At 71.3% G+C, this 18,761-nt stretch carries 15 protein-coding genes; 6 read left to right on the top strand and 9 right to left on the bottom strand.

Annotated features, from left to right (window positions below; translation table 11 throughout):
- Positions 1–37: 37 nt before the first annotated feature.
- The 3 genes from ACIQE0_RS31760 to ACIQE0_RS31770 form a co-directional block, all read right to left on the bottom strand.
- Positions 38–958 carry an NADP-dependent oxidoreductase gene (locus ACIQE0_RS31760; RefSeq protein WP_402338708.1) on the bottom strand — a complete coding sequence of 307 codons (921 nt, stop codon included), beginning with the start codon at positions 956–958 and terminating at the stop codon, positions 38–40.
- 127 nt (positions 959–1,085) lie between these two features.
- Positions 1,086–3,125, bottom strand: a complete 2,040-nt coding sequence (locus tag ACIQE0_RS31765; protein ID WP_402338709.1) for a DUF5107 domain-containing protein — start codon at positions 3,123–3,125, stop codon at positions 1,086–1,088.
- Between the two features lie 106 nt (positions 3,126–3,231).
- Positions 3,232–4,137, bottom strand: a complete 906-nt coding sequence (locus tag ACIQE0_RS31770) for an arginase family protein (protein ID WP_402338710.1) — start codon at positions 4,135–4,137, stop codon at positions 3,232–3,234.
- Positions 4,138–4,274: 137 nt separating this feature from the next.
- Between ACIQE0_RS31770 and ACIQE0_RS31775 the strand changes: the two genes are divergently transcribed.
- The gene (locus ACIQE0_RS31775; RefSeq protein WP_366333153.1) at positions 4,275–4,610 is read left to right on the top strand and encodes a DUF6204 family protein; all 336 of its coding nucleotides are present in this window, start codon (positions 4,275–4,277) and stop codon (positions 4,608–4,610) included.
- 160 nt (positions 4,611–4,770) lie between these two features.
- On the opposite strand, the gene ACIQE0_RS31780 is transcribed toward ACIQE0_RS31775, so the two are convergent.
- The gene (locus tag ACIQE0_RS31780) at positions 4,771–5,334 is read right to left on the bottom strand and encodes a GNAT family N-acetyltransferase (protein WP_402338711.1); all 564 of its coding nucleotides are present in this window, start codon (positions 5,332–5,334) and stop codon (positions 4,771–4,773) included.
- Between the two features lie 326 nt (positions 5,335–5,660).
- On the opposite strand from ACIQE0_RS31780, the gene ACIQE0_RS31785 reads away from it, so the two are divergent.
- Complete coding sequence (locus ACIQE0_RS31785; protein ID WP_402338712.1) at positions 5,661–6,578, top strand: aminoglycoside phosphotransferase family protein; 918 nt, start codon at positions 5,661–5,663, stop codon at positions 6,576–6,578.
- A gap of 420 nt (positions 6,579–6,998) precedes the next feature.
- On the opposite strand, the gene ACIQE0_RS31790 is transcribed toward ACIQE0_RS31785, so the two are convergent.
- Positions 6,999–8,441: a CoA transferase gene (locus ACIQE0_RS31790; protein WP_402338713.1), complete on the bottom strand. Its 1,443-nt coding sequence runs from the start codon at positions 8,439–8,441 to the stop codon at positions 6,999–7,001.
- Positions 8,442–8,746: 305 nt separating this feature from the next.
- On the opposite strand from ACIQE0_RS31790, the gene ACIQE0_RS31795 reads away from it, so the two are divergent.
- The 3 genes from ACIQE0_RS31795 (at position 8,747) to ACIQE0_RS31805 (ending at position 11,041) form a co-directional block, all read left to right on the top strand.
- Positions 8,747–9,430, top strand: coding sequence for a TetR/AcrR family transcriptional regulator (locus tag ACIQE0_RS31795; protein WP_402338714.1), 684 nt, complete (start codon positions 8,747–8,749; stop codon positions 9,428–9,430).
- 178 nt (positions 9,431–9,608) lie between these two features.
- Complete coding sequence (locus ACIQE0_RS31800; protein WP_402338715.1) at positions 9,609–10,796, top strand: cytochrome P450; 1,188 nt, start codon at positions 9,609–9,611, stop codon at positions 10,794–10,796.
- Between the two features lie 50 nt (positions 10,797–10,846).
- The gene (locus tag ACIQE0_RS31805; RefSeq protein ID WP_366333144.1) at positions 10,847–11,041 is read left to right on the top strand and encodes a ferredoxin; all 195 of its coding nucleotides are present in this window, start codon (positions 10,847–10,849) and stop codon (positions 11,039–11,041) included.
- Positions 11,042–11,170: 129 nt separating this feature from the next.
- Here ACIQE0_RS31805 and ACIQE0_RS31810 read toward each other — a convergent pair whose 3' ends face one another.
- The 4 genes from ACIQE0_RS31810 to ACIQE0_RS31825 form a co-directional block, all read right to left on the bottom strand.
- On the bottom strand, positions 11,171–12,991 hold the full coding sequence (locus tag ACIQE0_RS31810; RefSeq protein ID WP_402338716.1) for a CocE/NonD family hydrolase: 1,821 nt from the start codon (positions 12,989–12,991) through the stop codon (positions 11,171–11,173).
- A 209-nt stretch (positions 12,992–13,200) separates the two neighbouring features.
- Positions 13,201–14,589, bottom strand: coding sequence for a M20/M25/M40 family metallo-hydrolase (locus ACIQE0_RS31815; RefSeq protein ID WP_402338717.1), 1,389 nt, complete (start codon positions 14,587–14,589; stop codon positions 13,201–13,203).
- Entirely contained in the window at positions 14,582–15,415 is an 834-nt protein-coding gene (locus ACIQE0_RS31820; protein WP_366333138.1) for a M55 family metallopeptidase, read from the bottom strand. Before ACIQE0_RS31820 ends, ACIQE0_RS31815 begins: the two co-directional genes overlap by 8 nt.
- A 246-nt stretch (positions 15,416–15,661) precedes the next feature.
- Entirely contained in the window at positions 15,662–16,168 is a 507-nt protein-coding gene (locus tag ACIQE0_RS31825) for a PadR family transcriptional regulator (protein ID WP_402338718.1), read from the bottom strand.
- A gap of 623 nt (positions 16,169–16,791) precedes the next feature.
- Between ACIQE0_RS31825 and ACIQE0_RS31830 the strand changes: the two genes are divergently transcribed.
- The gene (locus ACIQE0_RS31830; RefSeq protein WP_402338719.1) at positions 16,792–18,474 is read left to right on the top strand and encodes a glycoside hydrolase family 13 protein; all 1,683 of its coding nucleotides are present in this window, start codon (positions 16,792–16,794) and stop codon (positions 18,472–18,474) included.
- Positions 18,475–18,761 lie beyond the last annotated feature (287 nt).

Below are 18,761 nucleotides of genomic sequence, written 5' to 3' on the forward strand. Positions count from 1 at the left end.
CGTCGCGCCTCGCGCGTCCCCTTGGGTGAACTCCGGCTCACGCCTCCAGAATGATCTTGCCTCGGGTCCGACCCGCCATGTTGAGGCGGAACGCCTCCGCGGCTTCTCGGAGAGGAAGCACCGTGTCGACCGACACGGTGAGCTTGCCCGCGTCCGCGAGGATGCCCAGCGCGGCCAGATCGGCGGCGTCCGGTCTGACCCACACCATGTGGCCGCCTTTCGCCCGGACTTCCGTGTCGGCGACCGACACCACCCGGCTGCGATCCTTCAGCAGCTCCTGCGAGACCTCCACGGCCCCGCCCCCGACGAAGTCCAGGGCGACATCGATGCCTTCGGGCACCAGGGCCCGCACCCGGTCCGCCAGTCCGTCACCGTAGGTCACCGGCTCGGCGTCCAGGGAGCGCAGGAACTCATGATTGCGCTCGCTGGCCGTGCCGATCACGCGGGCACCCTCGGCAACCGCGATCTGGACGGCCAGTGAACCGACCCCGCCGGCGGCGGCGTGCACCAGCACCACATCGCCCGCCTTCACCCGGGCCCGCTTGAGGCACTGATAGGCCGTCAAGCCGGCCAGCGGCAGGCCGGCGGCCTGGTGCCAGCTGAGCGCGTCGGGCTTGCGGGCCAGGGTGCGCACTGGCGCGGCGACCAGCTCGGCGAACGTGCCGTGCTGCACCTCGTCCTTGCGGACGTAGCCGATGACTTCGTCGCCGACCGCGTACTCGGTGGCGTCGAGGCCGACCGCCTCGACCACCCCTGCCACGTCCCAGCCGGGGATGAGCGGGAAGTGGATGTGCATGATGCCGTCCAGACCGCCCGCGACGATCTTCCAGTCGACCGGATTGACGCCGGCGGCCTTCACCCGGATCAGTACCGAGTCGGGCGCGAGCTTGGGATCGGGCTGCTCGGAGTAGGTGAGGACCTCGGGTCCGCCGTAACTGTTCGCGGTGATTGCCTTCATGACCGTCACAACGCGTAACGATCCGCGAGGATTCCGCGCCTCGCGGATCATTGCGAACTGGCATATGCCAATCACCCGCGGCCCGTTCCGAGCGGGGCACCGCCCCGACCGGCCCGCGCCGCGCGAGCTACTCCGTCTCCGTCGGCCGCATCCGGAACTCGTAGCGCTCCGGCAGCGGATGCTCCGCGCGGGCCCGTGCGGCCCCCGCCTCGCTGATCGGGCCGTCCCCCGCCACCAGCCGTTCGGCGATGGCGTACCAGGTGTCGCTCAGCGTCTCGTCGCCCTCCCGGAGATCGGCAATATCGAAGCCCTCATCGAAGATCTCGCGGGCCTCCCGCGGCCGTCCCTGAGCGAGCAGGACCTGCGCCGCCAGCAGGCGGAAGCGGCCGCCCGCGCGCTCGGCCGGCCGCAGCGCCGCCAGCATCTCCGCGGCCTCCTCGGCCCGATCGGCCGCCAGCAGCGCGGGAACCGCCTCCCGGACGAAGGCGGGCAGGACCTCCCGCCAGGCCCGTGCGGTCGCCGGATCGTCGGACGAGGCCGACCGCACGGCGCAGGCGAAACCCTCCGCGAACCGATCGGCGGCGTGCGCGGTCCCGCCCCCGATGGACTCGGCGACGGCCAGGCAGTACAGCGGCAGGCATCCGGCGCCGTGCGCCAGCGCGCGCTCCCAACTGCGCACGGCCTGCGCCCGGTCCCCGGCGTGCCATTGGGCGAGCCCGAGGTGGTACTCGGCCACCGGTCCCGGATGCGCGGCCTCCAGGAGATCGCGCCAGGCCGGGGAGACCGGCGCCGACCCGGGGACCGGGCCCGCCGCCGGCAGGTCCCCCGTCCTCAGCAGCGTCAGCCAGGGCTGCTGCTCGTCGCCCAGGGTGGCCGCGTCGAACGGCGTGCCCGGGAAGTCCCGTCCCTCGCGGGCCACTTCGAGGGCGCCCCAGCCGGAGCCGGTCGCCAGGTGCTCCTTCGGTTCCTGGTCGGCGTACGGGAGCCAGGCGGCGTACGCGTCCTCGACCCGGGCCCGGGGCAGCTCAGCGGCCAACTGGGCCTCCACGGCGCCGCGCGCCGCCGCCCAGTCGGTGCCGTGCACCGCCGCGGGGTCGGCGGCCAGCGGCCCGTACGCCTCCAGCCAGGAGAACTCCCCCTCGGCCTCCAGCGGGACGTGTTCCAACTGGGTGCGGGCCAGGCCCGCCTGGATCTCCGCGTAGCCGCCGGTGCCGGGCTCGGTGAGCCAGCGTTGCCAGCGCCGTCCGGCCCGCCCGGCGCCCCACAGGAAGAGCTTGCGGCCGGGCAGGGCGTCCGTGGAGGTCTGCACCAGACCGCGGCCCTCGCGGTCGAGGGAGGCGATCCAGGGGCGGGCGCCGTCGGGCAGGTCGTAGAAGTAGTCGGCGGGGAACTCGCTGCGCAACGGGTACGTCCGGTCGGCGCCGTCGGAATCCGGCACCGGGACGTGCCGCAGCGTGCGCTGGTATCCGAAGTGCCAGGCGTTCTCGGCCGGGGCCAGTACGCGGGTGTGCTCGTCCTCGGGGACGGCGGTGTTGGACCACCAGTACACCGGGACGGTGTGGTGGTGCGGATTGCGGATGCGCACGCCCACGTAGAGGAAGTCCGAGCCGTCCGGCAGCCACAGGTCCACCTGGAACGGCAGGTCGCGCAGCCGCTCCCACTCCCACAGCCGGAGCATCTGGCCGCCGTCGGGGGCCGGGACCCGGGCGGCGTGCAGAGGGGCGCACGAGAGGGTGGTGTGCCCGGTGGCGCCGATGTTCCATTCGATGCCGCCGGAGAACCACGCGCCGTTGAGGGCGAAGGCGGCAGGCTGCACCACCGGGTTGCGGTAGAGCAGTTCACGACCGGTGGGCTTGTGGTGGAGGGAGTGGATCCGGCCGCCGAGACCGGGCAGGACGGTGGCGCGCAGCCGGTCGTTCTCGATGACCAGCGCATCGATTGCGGTGTCGGGGCGCTCCCGGCCGTAGCCGTCGCGCCTACGGGTGGGCAGGATCGACCGCAGTGGCCGGTAGCCGAGTTGCCGCGCCATGTCGGCCGGCAGGGCGGCGTCCGAGGGGATCTCCACCTGGTGCACGTCGCCCGCGTCGTGCAGCGCGGGCAGCGGGTTGTCGGGGCCGATGGCGGCCATGGGAAGGGTCAGGGTGGTGCGTCGCACGCTCGTGGCCACGGCTGCCTCGCAAGATCCGGCCGGGCCCCCTCGGCTGCGGCGGCCCCCTGTTGACCATGGAACAACGTGATCGGCCGTCTGACCAGGGCCCCTCGGCCCCGTGGGGTCAGGGTTGCGCAAAAACGCCCTCAAGGAGGTCGGCCAGCAGCACCGCTCCGGATCCGTCGGGGTCCCGGTCCGGGTCGTAGATCGCCACCGTGATCCCCGCGCAGCGCGGGGAGGCCGCCAACGGGGCCAGCAGCGCCCGCAGTTCGCCGGTGAGCAGGCCATCGGGGTCGGGGCTGTCCACCGCCGGCATCACGGAGGGGTCCAGCACATCGGCGTCCAGATGGATCCAGAAGCCGTCCAGCGGGGAGTTCTGGAGATGCCCGAGCGCCGTCCGCGCGACCGCTTCCGGACCGCGTCGCCGGATCTCGCCGACGTTGGTGCAGCTGACGCCCAGCCGCGCCAACTCCTCCTGGTCCTCGTCCGCCTCGCGGACCCCCAGGATGCTCACGTCTTCGTCACGGACATACGGGCGCAGGCCCTCGATGTCCGTCAGGTCGGCCTGCCCGCGCCCGGTGATCTGCGCGACGCCCTCGCCGGCCGCGGCACCTACGGGGCCGGTGACTTCGGTGTTCCCCGGATGCCGGAAGTCGCCGTGCCCGTCCAGATAGGCCACGCCGTACCGGCCCAGCCGCCGCAGCGCGAGCACCGCCCCGAGCAGGATGCTGCAGTCACCACCGAGGACGATCGGGAAGTCCCCATCGCGGACATGACCCTGGACCCGCCGGGCGAGCCGCGCGCTGTACGCGGCGATCGCCGGGGCGTGGAAGTCCCCGTCTCCTTCGCGCCACTCCCCCAGGCCATAACGGGGCGGCACCACCACCCCGCCCTCCAGGGCGCCGAGCCGCCGCAGCAGTCCCTGCTCCCGCAGCGCTCCGGCGAGCTTGTAGCAACCGGGCACCGCACCAGGGGCGGGGGGCCGCAGTCCCAGGTTGGAGGGGGCGTCGATCAGCACGTTCCGGCGCATACGGCGATCGTAACGGGACTCGCCCAAACGGCCTGTCGTTGCAGGGGGTTGCACGTAAATGCGCGGGCGTACGCCGTACTCGTGCACATAGCCTCTACGGCAGCACACCGGGTGACGGCAGAACGGAAGCGGTACAGATGGCCACGCAGCACACCTACCGAGTGATCGTCCGCGGCAAGTGGGACAACCTCACGGACGAGGCCCGCACGAAGCTGCTCGCCGAGGTCGAGGACCACGGGCTCGCGCAGCTGAAGTTCACTCCCGAGGGCTCGCTGGCCTACGACACCGCGCTGCACGCCTTCAGCTACCGCTACGTCGTCGTCTCGGACGCCGAGTACGGCGAGGAGATGGCCGCCGCGCTCGGTGAGGAGAAGGCGGAGGAGGCGCTACGGGAGGCCGGCCTGGGCTACCGCGAGCTGCGCTCCACCGCCACCGACATGGACACCATGAAGATCAACCGAAAGGGCCGGTGACGGCCCTCCCGTTGGCACGGCCGGCCCGGCTCTCCCTTCGGGGCCGGCCCGTCGAGGCGAAGCCGGTTGCCGAAGGGGCCGGTCAGGGTGGAGCAGACCCCGAACGCGTCCTCCTCACCTCGCCGCCCCTCCGGGTGTCCCCGTCCGCCCTCTCGCCCTCCTAGTCGGCCTGGTCTTCCGCATCCTCCTGGAGCATCTCGCTGGTGAGGGCCCAGCGTTCGTGGTCACGCCAGGCGCCGTCGACGAAGAGGAAGTCCGGGGAGAAGCCCTCCAGGCGGAAGCCCGCACGCTCGACCAGGGAGATCGAGTGCTTGTTGGCCGGCTGGATATTGGCCTCCAGGCGGTGCAGGCCCAACGGCCCGAACGCATGGCGGAGCACCAGCCGCAGGCCCTCGCTCATCAGCCCGCACCCGGCGGCGTGCGCGAACACCCCGTAACCGATGGCTCCGCTCTGGAAGCCGCCGTGCACGATGTTGTTGATGGTGAGGTAGCCCGCGATGCGCCCGGAGTCGAGCTCGCAGATCAAGTAGCCCTCGCGCAGCGGTTCCTGAAGCCGTGCCAGGTAGCCGTCGAACGTGTCGTCGGTATCCGGGGGGAACAGCCATGGGCGGTGCAGATCGACGCTCTGCCGGGCGAAGGTGGTGAACTCCTGCCGGTCAGCGGCGGTGAAGGGCCGGATACCCACCCGGGGGCCACGCGCAAGATAGCGTTCGGTGCTCGTCATCAGCAGATCGTACGAGGGGCCGCACCACCGGACCAACCCTCTCCGCTTCCCGACGGCCCACCGCCCGACCACGGCTCCGGGCGGCGTGGAGTGCTATCCGGAGCCACGGCATCCGCGCCGTGAGAATGAACTTTGGGCCTCCATAAGGACCTCTGGGCTGTCCTGTTGCCCATCGGGGTCTCGTTCCGCCCCAGCCTTGATTCACTTACCCCTCGTTCCGAGTGGACTTCCCTCGGTACGGTCGTTGCCGTGTCCGGCGGCGTCGGGTTGGTCACCTGTGGGCGTGCGCCGGTTGATCGCGCGCGACGAGGGGAGCTGGTTCGGGCATGGCGCTTGACGCTGCGCAGAGGCCGGAAGAGGGGTTCACTTCGGCGGAGGCCGCGCGGGTGACGGCTGCCGCATGCCGGGCTGCGGGGCTCGATGAGAGAGGGGCGGAGCTGATCCGCTTCGGGGAGAACGGGCTGTTTCGGCTGGCATCGGCGCCGGTGATCGTGCGCGTGGCCCGTGGGGAAGAGTGGATGCCCAAGGCCCGTACGGAGGTGGCCGTCTCTCGGTGGCTGACAGGTGAAGGGTTCCCCGCTGCTCGCATCATCGAGGACCTGGAGCAACCACTCCTGATAGAGGGCCACCCTGTGACCTTCTGGCATCTGATCGTTGAGGGCGATCGGAAGGCCACGTACGGGGAGCTGGGCGGCATGTTGCGTGACCTTCACGCGCTGACTGTGCCGGAGGGCCTTGAGCTGCCGGCGTTTGACCCCTTCGACAAGCAGGAACTGCGCCTGGACCGCGCCTCGGTCCCCGAGGATGACAAGGTCTTCCTACGGAAGCGGTGGCAGGAGCTGCGGGACAAGTACGCCGAGCTGCGGTTCGAGTCCCCCAAGGGGCCTGTTCACGGTGACGCCCACGTGCAGAACCTCATGGTGAACGACCAAGGACAAGTGACCCTGATCGACTTCGAAGCCTTCTGCTTCGATCACCCGGAGTGGGATCTGATGGTCACGGCCGTGGAACACCACAGCCTTGGGTGGCAGACCGATGAGCAGTACGCCGACTTCGTGGGCGAGTACGGGCGGGACCTGTTCGGCTGGCACGGGTACGCGACGATGCGAGGGCTCCAGGAGTTCGGCATGACGACGTGGCTGATGCAGAACGTCACCGAGGACGAGTGGACGGCGGAGGAGTATCGACGGCGGATCGCCGGGCTGCGCAACGATGGTGGGCCGCGTGACTGGCGGCCCTGCTAGCTGCTACTCGTCGTCGAGGCGGGCAAGCGCGTCGCGTACCTGCTCCGGTGTGGTGTGGCTGGAGCTGCCGGCGGCCACGGCGCGCGAGGTGGCCCTGCTCGCCCCGGGGTGGCTGCCTAAAGCCCCCACGGCCGCCGGCCGCGATCACAACGCACCGACCTCGTACGGTGGTTGCCCGCTGGTGGGCGCTTGGTGCGTGCCGCGGTGGTGTGGGCGGTGGACGTCCGCCGGGTCCGGCCGCCAGGCCGCAGACCGGCGGGACGGCCGGACCGCCCGGCGCGCCGCGGGCGGGCCCTTGAGGAAGGGAAGACCGCTACCCGCCGATGAGCTGCTGCCTCCTATGGGGGTAGAGGTGGAGCTGGACCCGTGCTTGATGCTGCTGCCCGAGGAACCGTTCCGAACGGGATCGCGCGGGCCCGTTCAGCGCCATACGGGCGCGTCGGTGCCCCACTGGCCGGGCGGGGTCGCCCAGTTGACCGGGCCGCCGTGAAAGGACACCGGAGGCAACGCGTACCGCAGTCGCCCGGCAGGGCTGTCGGTTTCGCGGAGGTAGTGGTCGGGGTCGTAGCCCGTTGGAGGGGTGGAGGCCGTCGTGTCTTCAGGGGTGGGCCGCTCGGGCTTGTTCCCGAGGCCGTGCACCAGCCAGCGGGCCGTACGGGTCAGTGCCAGCGTCGCCAGGTGTGAACCACCCGTCCGGGACTGCTCGGTCAGTGCCCGCAGCACCGCCGCGGCCAGCAGGTACCCGGTGCCGTGGTCCAGCGCCTGCGCCGGCAGTACGCCCGGAGTGCCGGCACCGTCCGCCTCGACGGCGGCGATGCCGGTGGCCACCTGGACGAGGCTGTCGAACCCGCGCCGGCCGCCCCAGGGGCCGTCGTCGCCCCAGGCGGAGAGCCGCGCCACGACCAGCCCGGGCCGGCGCTCCGCGAGGACCTCGGGGGCGAGCCCGAAACGGTCGAAAGCGCCGGGTCGGTAGCCGGTCACCACCACGTCCGCCTCGTCCAGCAGCGCCTCGAACGACGCCCGGCCACTGGGTGATCCCAGGTCGAGAGCGGTGGAGCGCTTGCCGAAACCGGTGTCGCTGTGGGCGTCCTGGCTCTCCGGGAGCTGCGGGGCGTCGATGCGCAGGACGTCCGCGCCGAGGAGGGCGAGCGTACGGGTGGCGACCGGGCCGGCGATCACCCGGGTCAGGTCCAGGACGCGCAGCCCGGCGGCGGGCCGCACCGGGTCTCCGGCGCGGGCCGGCAGCGTGCGCGGTGGGGCGTCGGCACCGAGGGGCTCCCGGGTCAGCAGCGGGTGCCGGGAGAGGATGGCGCCCTGAGGGTGGGCGGACCACTCCTCGGGGGTGCGCGCGGCGACCGCCAGTCCCCCGGCCGCGTAGACGGTGTCCTCAAGGTCCTCGGCCCGTCGGCCGGCGATCACGGCCTCGGCTTCGGCGGGTCCCGCGGTGTCCGGCAGGCCCAGTGCGCCGAGCAGGCGGGTGCGGTGGTGCGGGTAGTTGGCGTGGGTGCGGAGCCAGCCGTCGGCGGTGCGCCAGAAGCGGGAGAGCGGCGCGAAGTTCGAGGGGGCCCGGCCGTCGATCCGCAGGTGCCGTTCGCTGACGAAGGCGGTGGCCACCGCGCCGTCGTCGACCCGTACGGCGGGCAGTGGGCCGCCGTCGCGCCGGGCGGCGAGTTCGGCCGCCGCGAGGGCGCAGACGGCGACGGTGGAGCGGGCCAGGTCCATGACCGGGAGCCGGGCGGCCAGCAGGCCGGGTGGCCCGGTGTAGGAGATCCGCTCCGTGAGCCCGGGGTCGCCTCCGAGCGCTGCCCAAGCCTGGTGGGTACCGAGGGCCTTTCGCTGTCCCGCGTCATCTCGTTGCTCCATGAACCGAGTCTGGCACTGCGTGCCATATCTGAACAGGGGGCAGCGCACCAAGCCGACCTCCGGCAGGGTGTGGAGGCATCCTTCCCGTGCAGGTCGGCCCATATGTCTGATTCCGTGCGCGGGATCGGCCGACCCCTGGATGCACACACCGGAAAGGCACCGCGTGCCAGCGCGGCTCGCCAACGGGACACTCGCTCCGAGCCAAGGGGCGCCCAATCGCGTTCCTGGTGGGGCGAGTTGAGGAAATTCAACCTCTGCACAGCCATCGCCATACGGTGGCGTACGGAGTGACCGTACGCTAGCGTATGGTCATGGCGCGAAAGCGGGCGAAGGAGACCGACGGCGACACCGCGCGACAGCGGCTGACCGTGCAGGACTGGGCCGATGCGGCCCTGGCCGCGATGGGCGAGGGCGGCCTCGCGGCGGTCGCCGTGGAGCCGTTGGCGGCCCGGCTGGGCACCACGAAGGGCAGCTTCTACTGGCACTTCGCCAACCGCGACGCACTGATCGAGGCCACCCTGGAGCACTGGGCACAGAGCCGCACCGAGGCCATGATCACCGAGCTGGCGGGGGAACGGGATCCGGGCGAGCGGCTCCGCCAGCTCCTCTTCCGGGCGACCCGCCGCGCCGCCGAGGATCCCTTGGAGGTCTCGCTGCTGGCCTCGGCGGCGGACCCGAGGGTGGCGGCCGTGCTCGCCCGGGTGACCGACCGCCGGCTCGGTTATATCGCCACCCTCTTCGTCGAGTTGGGGTTCCCCGAAGACGAGGCGCAGCACCGCGGCCTGCTCGCGTACACCACCTATCTGGGGCACACCCAGCTCAGCCACGCGGTTCCGCGTTCGCTCCCGGACGGTGGTGCGCGCGAGCGTCATCTGGACGCGATTCTGGAGACGTTGCTGCATCCGAAGGGAACGTCCGGGACGCGTCCGGGCGTTCAGGGATCAAGCCCGCGGCACCGAGCAGCGGAGACGACCGTCGAGAGGGGATGAGCACGCCCAACGGGACTGCCTGCGCCTGACGTTGGGCAGCAGGAGCGGCCCCCGGTTCACCGCAGATATCTGGAGATCAGCGCGGCCCACCTCGCCCGCACGGGGAGCGCATGTCACACGACGGCCGTCGGTGACGTCCCTCTGGCGAGCACCTCACTTCACCCGCACCGGAGGAACCGTGAGCGACACCATCTCCTTCCCCCAGGACCGCACCTGTCCGTATCACCCGCCGGCGAGCTACCGACCACTGCGCGAGTCCGCTCCGCTCTCCCAGGTCTCGCTCTACGACGGCCGCAAGGTCTGGGCGGTGACCGGCCACGCGGAGGCGCGAGCCCTGTTGAGCGATCAACGGCTGTCGGCCGACCGGCAGAATCCGCGGTTCCCCATCCCGCAGGCACGCTTCGAGAACGCCCGGCGGGTGCGGACGCCGTTGATCGGCGTGGACGACCCGGAGCACAACACCCAGCGGCGGATGCTGATCCCCACCTTCAGCGTCAAGCGGACCGCCGCGCTCCGGCCGGAGATCCAGCGCATCGTGGACGACCTGCTGGACCGGATGCTGGCACAGGGCCCTCCCGCCGAGCTGGTCTCCGCGTTCGCGCTGCCGGTCCCCTCGATGGTGATCTGCTCCCTGCTCGGCGTCCCGTACGCGGACCACGAGTTCTTCGAGGAGCAGTCCCGCCGTCTCCTGCGCGGGCCCACGGCCGAGGACGGCGAGAAGGCCCGGGTGGAGCTGGACGAGTATTTGCTGGAGCTCATCGCCCGCAAGGAGAGCGATCCGGGCGACGGCCTCCTGGACGAGCTGATCACCGAGCGGCTCCGGCCCGGGACGCTGGAGCGCGAGGAACTGGTCCGCATGGCCATGGTGCTGCTGATCGCCGGCCATGAGACCACCGCCAACATGATCTCGCTCGGCACCTTCACCCTGCTGGAACACCCGGAAAAGCTGGCCCAGTTGAGGTCGGACGAGAGTCTGATCCCGGTCGCGGTCGAGGAGTTGCTGCGGTTTCTGTCCATAGCCGACGGGATGCTGCGGGTGGCGACGGCCGATATCGAGCTCGCCGGCCAGACCATCCGCGCCGGCGACGGCGTGGTGTTCCCGACGTCGGTGATCAACCGGGATGACACGGCCTATCCGTCGCCGGACGAACTGGACCTCGGCCGCTCGGCCCGCCACCATGTGGCGTTCGGCTTCGGCATCCACCAGTGCCTGGGGCAGAATCTGGCCCGTGTCGAGATGGAGATCGCGCTGGGCTCGCTCTTCCGGCGCATCCCCGACCTGCGACTCGCCGTGCCGGCTGCCGAGATTCCGTTCAAGCCGGGAGACACTCTCCAAGGAATGATCGAACTGCCGTTGACCTGGTAGCACCGTTCGACACCATCGGAAGCGGCATGCTCACGAAAGGGGTTCCGGACATGCGGATCACCATCGACAACAAGGTCTGTATCGGCTCCGGCCAGTGCGCGCTCACGGCTCCGTCGGTGTTCACTCAGGACGACGACGGATTCAGCGCGCTGCTGCCGGGCCGCGAGGACGGCGGGGGCGACCCGTTGGTGAAGGAGGCCGCCCGCGCCTGCCCGGTACAGGCCATCACGGTCACGGAGGACTGACGCCGAACACCTGCCGGCGGACGACCGGGGCGACGCCCGTCTCCCTGACGGCCCGCCGGCGCCGGGCGGCCGCGGCGCGCCCGACACCCGCCGCCCGTGAGCCGATACCGGCGGCGCCGCTTCCCTCTGCTACGGCACTTCCCCCTGGGTGACGGGAAGTTCGAGGACCCCGGTGTCGCCGGGCGCGCTGGTCACCGTCACCCGCTTCACCCCGCGGTTGCCCGCATAGGCGGAGTCACTCGCGGCGATCACCAACCGCAGCCGGTGCCCCAGCTGGTAGCGGTGCACGATGCCCGGGAGTTCCACCGTGAACCGCCGGGTCACATCGGGCACCCGGGCCGGGGCCACCAGCCGGTGCACCAGCGTCTTCTTCCCGTCCGGTGCGATGTCGTAGAGCTTGGCGAAGAGCACCAACTTGTGTGCCGCGTCCGGGGAGTTCTGCGTCCGCTCGGCCTGCGGCGAGACCACTTTCAGCGTCAGCCTGGGGGCGCCCACCACGTCCATCGGCCCGCCCTCCACGGGCGCCGAGGTCCAGCCGAGGTAGGTGCCCTTGAGGTCGTACGGCTGGGGGTCCGGCAGGCCGAGCATCCCGGCCAGCGAGTTCTCCGAGTGGCTGGTCGGCACCCGCAGATTGCGGTAACTGCGGCTGCCGCGGGCCACCTTGGCGCGGTTGTCGACGAGCTTGCCGTCCCCGGAGAGATAGAGCCGGTGGCCGTCGCCCGCGGGGAAGGCGGAGGCGGTGGCGTAGGTGGGGCCGTCGGTCACCCAGTCCCGGTAGTACGCGAAGGCTGGTCCGGTGCGGGTGGCCGGCCGGTGGCGCAGATAGCGGTCGAACCAGGAGAGGATCCGCTGACCGACATAGCTGGTCTCCAAGTTGCCTTTGCCCAGGTTCAGTTCGCCCCTGGCCGGGTTCTTCATCCCGCCGCTGTGGCCCCAGGACTGCCAGATCATCTTCACCGGCGTGCCCTGGCCGGCGAGGGTGCGGTAGGTGGCCGCGGCCTCGTTGAGGTTGAAGAGGGTGTCGGCCTCCCCCTGGACGAGCAGCGTGGGCGCCTTCACCGACTTCAGATAGGAGACCGGGGAGACGCTGCGTGCGTACCGGAGCACCTCCCGGGTCCTGCCGGGCGGGTAACTGCGGGAGTCCAGCAGTCGCTTGGTGCGGCAGGCGGGCGCGACGAAGTGCAGACAGCCCGCACCGCCGATCCGCGACGGGTCCAGCTGCGGATGGAGCAGCCCCTGCGCCTCACCGATCAAGAAGAAGCCGTTCGTCCACTGGTACTTGTACGCACCGGGCACCGGACCGCTGACGCCGTGCGTGCGGCCGGCGTTGTTCGGGTCGAGGGCGTAGGAGAGGTCGTTCCAGGTGATCAGCGGAACCAGTGCGTCGACGCGGTGGTCGACCGCGGCGGTGGCCATCTGGATCGCCCCGCCGTACGACCCGCCGATCATGCCGACCCGGGGATCGCCCGGTCCGTCCTTGGCGACGAAGTCGACGCGGGTGCCGTCGTCGGCGGCGCGAGTGCCGGCCAGCAGGTCGATCAGCCGGCTCGCCGCCTTGCCGTCGATCTTCGGGTCGTCGAGGGAGATCGGGCAGCCGGTCTTGCCGAAGCCCAGGCCGGAGTAGGCGAGAGCGACATAGCCGCGGGTGGCGAAGGCCCGGGCGATGGCGTCGGTCGAGCCGTCCGCCTTGCTGCCGCCGAAGCCGTTGGTGGTCATCACGGCGGGTGCCGGGTGCGCGGCGTCGACGCCGCGCGGTCGGTAGAGGTCAGCGTCCACCGTGCAGGTGCGGCCGCCGGCGCGCACGGAGACCTTCAGCGCGGTGACCGCGTAGGGGGCGGCGGCGCCTCGCGCGGCGGCCGCGGGGGCGCTCAGGACGAGAGGTGTGGTGAGGGCGGTGCCGGCCAGCAGGGCGAGGGAGATGCGGAGCACGGGGCGGGAGACGCTGGGCACGCAGACCTCCAGAAGGGCACGTCGTACCAACCAGTCGGTAAGGCGCGCTCATGTTGTGACACGAGAAACGGACATGTCAACGCTCGCGACGCGAATCGGTGATAGGACGTCAGTTCAGCGCGAGGGGCATGGAGACGACGGCGGCGGTCGGCACGAAGGGGCGGCTCACGGGGCCGGCCGGCACGCTGCGCGGCCGACCGGCCCCCTCGTCAGCGGGGCATCCCTCCGTTCCCCGGCACACCGCGCAGGAAGTGGTCGAGGACCCGGACGCCGAAGTGCAGGCCCTCCACGGGCACCCGCTCGTCCACACCGTGGAAGAGCGCTTGATAGTCGAACCCCTCGGGCAGCTTCAGCGGCGAGAAGCCGTAGCCGACGATGCCCAGCCGGGAGAACTGCTTGGCGTCCGTGCCCCCGGACATGCAGTACGGCACGGTGTGGCCCTGCGGGTCGAACCGCTCGATGGCGGCCCGCATCGCGGCGAACGTCGGGGAGTCGACCGGGGCCTGGAGCGCGACCTCGCCGTGGTGGTATTCCCAGGTGACGTCGGGCCCGGTGAGCTCGTCCATGGTCGTGCGGAACTCCGCCTCGCCGCCCGGGACGACCCGGCCGTCCACGTGGGCGACGGCGGAGCCCGGGATCACGTTGACCTTGTAACCGGCGCTCAGCATCGTCGGGTTGGAACTGTTGCGCACCGTCGGCTCGACCAGCTTGGCGGCCGGTCCGAGCTTGCCGAGCAGGGCGTCGACGTCGAAGTCGGCCCGCTCGGGGTCGATGTCGAGGCCGTACAGCGCGGCGAGTTCGCGCAGGGCGGCGCGGACGGTGGGGGTGAGCCGCACCGGCCATTGGTGCGCGCCGATCCGGGACACCGCGTCGGCCAGCCGGCTGACCGCGTTGTCGCGGTTGACCTTCGAGCCGTGGCCGGCCCGGCCGTGGGCCGTCAGCTTCAGCCAGGCGGTGCCGCGCTCCCCGGCCGCGATCGGGTAGATCCGCATCCCGCCGCCGGCATGGAAGGTGAAGGCCCCGGACTCGCTGATGCCCTCGGTGCAGCCTTCGAAGAGGTCCGCGTGCCGGTCGGCCAGGAATCCCGAACCGTCCTCGGCGCTGGCCTCCTCGTCGGCGGTGAACGCCAGCACGATGTCGCGCCGGGGCCGCACTCCGCTGCGGGCCCACTGCCGGACCGTCGCGAGCATCATCGCGTCCATGTTCTTCATGTCGATGGCGCCGCGGCCCCAGACCACCCCGTCGCGGACCTCCCCCGAGAAGGGGTGGACCTGCCAGTCGGCGGGCTCGGCCGGGACCACGTCGAGGTGTCCGTGGACCAGCAGCGCCTTAGCGGACGGATCGCTGCCCTCGATGCGGGCGACGACGTTCGTCCGTCCCGGGGTGCGCTCCAGCAGGGTCGGCTCGATGCCCACGTCGGCCAGCCGCTCGGCGACGTACTCCGCGGCCGGGCGCTCCTGGCAACTGCCGTCACCGGTGTTGCTGGTGTCGATCCGGATCAGCTCCGAGGTGAAGCGGACCACCTCGTCGAGCGCCTGCTGATCGACCGTCCCGGCCTGCGGGGCGGGCCTCTGCTCCGTCAACTCGATCTCAGCCATATTGTTCCTCCACGGCGGACGAGACGACCGTGGTGACCGCCTTGAAACACCGGATGGCTTGGTACATGTCCTGACTGGTATACGTGACGCGGCGCTCCGCACAGCGCTCCACGCCGGGCACGCATGTCGCCGCTCCCACCAGATGCTCGGCGTCGAACTCCAACTCGAACCGGAACGGGCCGTTGCGGACCGGCTCGTGCCGCACCGCGAGCGCCGCGCCCCGACGGGCCGCGGCCCGTATCTCGGCCGCCGTGCGGGCCGGCGGCCGGCACACCGCCGCATAGCGCGACACATAGTCCTTGACCGCCACGCCGGGGGCCTGCGGGGCGTAGCCCTGAGCGTCGGCGCAGGTCCGGTCGTCGCCCGTCACCAGCACCACGGGCACGCCGTACTCGGCCACGACGAGGGAGTTGAGGTATCCCTCGCTGGCGCGCGTGCCGTCGACCCAGACGCCGGTGAGGGTGTTGGCCAGATAGGTGTGGGCCAGTACGCCCTCCGCGCCGGCCCCGGTGTGGTAGCCGACGAACGCGATGCCGTCGACGTCGTCGTGCTGGACGCCCTCGACCATGCTCAGTGCCTTGTGGCGCCCCGTCAGCATCTCGGCGCGCTCGTCGAGCTGCTCCAGCAGCAGGTTGCGCATCGTCCAGTGGGCCTCGTTGACGAGCACCTCGTCCGCCCCGCCGTCGAAGAACCCGGCGATGGCGGCGTTCACATCGGAGGTGAACATATGGCGGCAGCGCTCCCACTGCGGCGTACCCGGCAGCACGTCGGCGGGCCACGTGACGCCGGTGGCTCCCTCCATGTCCGCAGAGATCAGGATCTTCACATCTATCAGTCCTATCGCAGGTGAGAGGGCGTGTGCTCAGCCCTTGAGCGAGCACGTTACGCGGCCGTGAACACCCATGCCAGGGCTGTGGATAACTCCGGAGGCCCAGACCAGTGAAGATCAACTGGGGTGTCGCGCGAGCACGTTCGCGGTGCGCGCGTTCACCACTCACCGCCCCTCGCGCCGCCCGGCTCGCACCGTGCACCCCACCCCGCACGGCTCACCCCACGCGCCGCCCCGGCCCGCTCACTCCAACTCCTCCTGGCAGCGTTCCAGCCACTCCAGATCTGCCTGGAGGTGCAGCAGCGCGCCCTCTATGAGCAGATGCGCGACCCGGTTGTCCCGGTCTTCGGACGCCGCCAACCGGGAGAGTTCCCGCAGGGACTTGAGGTAGTGCCGGCGCTGCTTGCTGATCAGGGCCGTCTTGCTGGTGGCACCGGAACGGGAGGCGAGCGCGAGCTTCATGAAGAACTCGTCGCGGATCCGTGGTTCGACGATGGCGTCCTCGAACCACGCGTACACCGCCTCCCGACCTGCCTCGGTGATCCGGTAGATGCGCTTGTTCGGGCGGTCCGGCTGCTCGACCTCCTCGCCCACGATGAGGCCCGCCTTCGCCAACCGCCCCAGGGTGACGTATATCTGGCCGACGTTCGGGCGGGGGTAGGCCGCGCCCAGCAGCGCCTCCAGGGCGTGTTTGAGTTCGTAGCCGTGCGCGGGCCCGTTGGCCAGCAGTGCCAGGAGTGGCAGCCGCACGCTTTCCCTCTCCCTGTGCCTCGTCGGCCGTGTCCACCGGTTCGGCCGTTGTCCGGGTTCCTTGCGGCGAAAGGCCCCTGCGACGGCCTTTCGGCCCGGAGCGGGCCGGGCCGGTCACCGTCCCGCCCCGGAGGTCTTCCCCCGGAAGTCCTCTCCTCAAGACCACGGCCGGAAGGTCTTTCTGCGAGCTACCGGGCCCGCCCGTCCTGTATGGCCAACAGGTATACACGGACGCGGTCGTGCGGCGACCGCCACCCCCGCGGCCACCCCTCCCCGGGCTGCACGGCGCGACGCCCGCTCGCCGACACCCCGACGCAACTCCCCGGTTGCCGTCACCCCGCGCCGCCGCCCGACCCTCTGCTCCACACCTTGATGCCGTAGGCAACATCTGGCTCTACTCGCTGACAGTATCCGCGAGTTGACGACAGACGAGACGGATGAGATGCCCAACAGGGGCGATCCGACAGAGCAGTTGAGCGCCATAGGACATAAATCCGGGCACGTATCGTTCGACTTCCGTCATTCCATTGACACCGAAATGAGGGGGCTACCTAACATGCATGCATAACAGCAACTCGCAAGTCACCACGCCGACTTGCACCGTACGAAGTGGATCCCGGCAGATGCTCACAGCCACCGCAGATCGCGGCCATCCGACCCCCGCCCAGGACACGGCCCAGCGCTGGTGGCGCGATGCGGTCATCTACCAGGTCTACGTCCGAAGCTTCCGCGACACCACCGGAGACGGTATCGGGGATCTGGCCGGGGTCCGCGGCGGTTTGCCGTACCTCAAGAAGCTCGGCGTGGACGGGGTGTGGCTCAGCCCGTTCTTCCCGTCGCCGCAGCACGACCACGGCTACGACGTGGCGGACTACCGCGACGTGGACCGGGCGTACGGCGACCTCGTCGAGTTCGACCGGCTGGTGGCCGACGCCCACCGGCTCGGCCTGAAGGTGCTGCTGGACATCGTCCCCAACCACTGCTCCAGCGAGCACCCGTGGTTCCAGGCGGCGTTGGAGGACGCCCCCGGAGGGCCCTCGCGCGCCCTGTTCCACTTCGCGGACGGAAGCGGGGAGAACGGCGAACTGCCGCCCAACAACTGGCGGGCGATGTTCGGCGGGCCCGCCTGGTCCCGTATCACCGAGGAGGACGGCACCCCGGGGCAGTGGTACCTCCACATGTTCACGCCCGAGCAGCCCGACCTGAACTGGCGCAACCCCGACGTGGCGGCCGACTTCGACAAGGTGCTGCGCTTCTGGCTGGACCGCGGGGTGGACGGCTTCCGGATCGACGTGGCGGCGGGGCTCTTCAAGCACCCCGAACTCCCCGACTCCCCCGACCCGGCAGCCGACGAGCGCACCCGCGACTCGGTCAACCCGCTGGCCTGGAACCAGCCCGAGGTGCACCAGGTGTGGCGCGACTGGCGGGCCCTGTGCGAGGAGTACACCGCCCGGGACGGCCACGACCGGCTCCTGGTGGGCGAGGTCTCGGTGCGCACCCCGGTGGAGCAGGCCGCGTACGTCCGGCCCGATGAGCTGCACCAGGCGTTCTTCTTCCATCTGCTGACCGCGCGCTGGGACGTCGACCTCTTCCGCAAGGTCATCTCCGAGGCGCTCACCGACATCGCGGAGACCGGGTCGACCGTCACCTGGGTGCTCAACAACCACGACCAGGTGCGGACGGTCACCCGTTACGCGGGTGAACCGGGCTCCCGTGAAGGCACGTTGGGGCCGGACCGGGCGCGTGCCGCGGCGCTGCTGATGCTGGCCCTCCCCGGGGCCGCGTACGTCTACCAGGGCGAGGAGTTGGGCCTGCCGGAGGTCGACGACCTGCCGGACGAGGTGCTCACCGACCCGATCTTCCACCGCACGGGCAGCCGGGAGCACATCCGGGACGGCTGCCGGGTGCCGCTCCCGTGGTCGGGGCAGAGCGCTCCGTACGGCTTCAGTCCGGCCGCGGAGGCGCGGACCTGGCTGCCGCAGCCCGCGTCGTTCGCCGCGCACACCGCGGACCGGGCGGTGGCCGACACCGGGTCCTTCTGGCACCTCTACCGCGAGGCGCTCCAGTTGCGCCGGGGCCTTCCGCAGCTCGGCGACGGCACCCTGCGCTGGTTGGAGTCGGCACCGCAGGTGCTCGCGTTCGAGCGGGGCGAGGGCCTGGTCTGTGCGATCAACTTCGGCACCGAGCCGGTGCCGGCACCGGTGGCCGGTGTGCCGCTGCTGGCCAGCGGCCCCTGCCCGGCCGGCACGCTCCCGGGTGCCACGGCGGCGTGGTGGATGGATCCGGCGCAGCCGTTGATCCCGTAGGCGGGCCGCAGCGCGGAGCGGCACCTGGGCGGTGCTGCGGTATCGCGGGTATCGGGGTGGCGGCATCCGCCGTCGCCCCGATGCCGCGGGCGTGCGGCGACGCACGGGCGAGCCCCCTGATAAGGGCCCCGGCTCCCGGCCTCGGCGTCCGCCGCCCGGCGCGATGTCCCCAATGCCCGTTTGGCGAACATCACACCCGGTCGCCCTTCTCAAAGGGGACGACCGGCCCGCACCCTGGCGGAGTACCCGCTTGCAGGGAGTGCCTGCTTGCAGGGCACGGGTCGCCG

The sequence above is a fragment of the Streptomyces sp. NPDC093097 genome, assembly GCF_044754325.1.
Classification (GTDB): domain Bacteria; phylum Actinomycetota; class Actinomycetes; order Streptomycetales; family Streptomycetaceae; genus Streptomyces.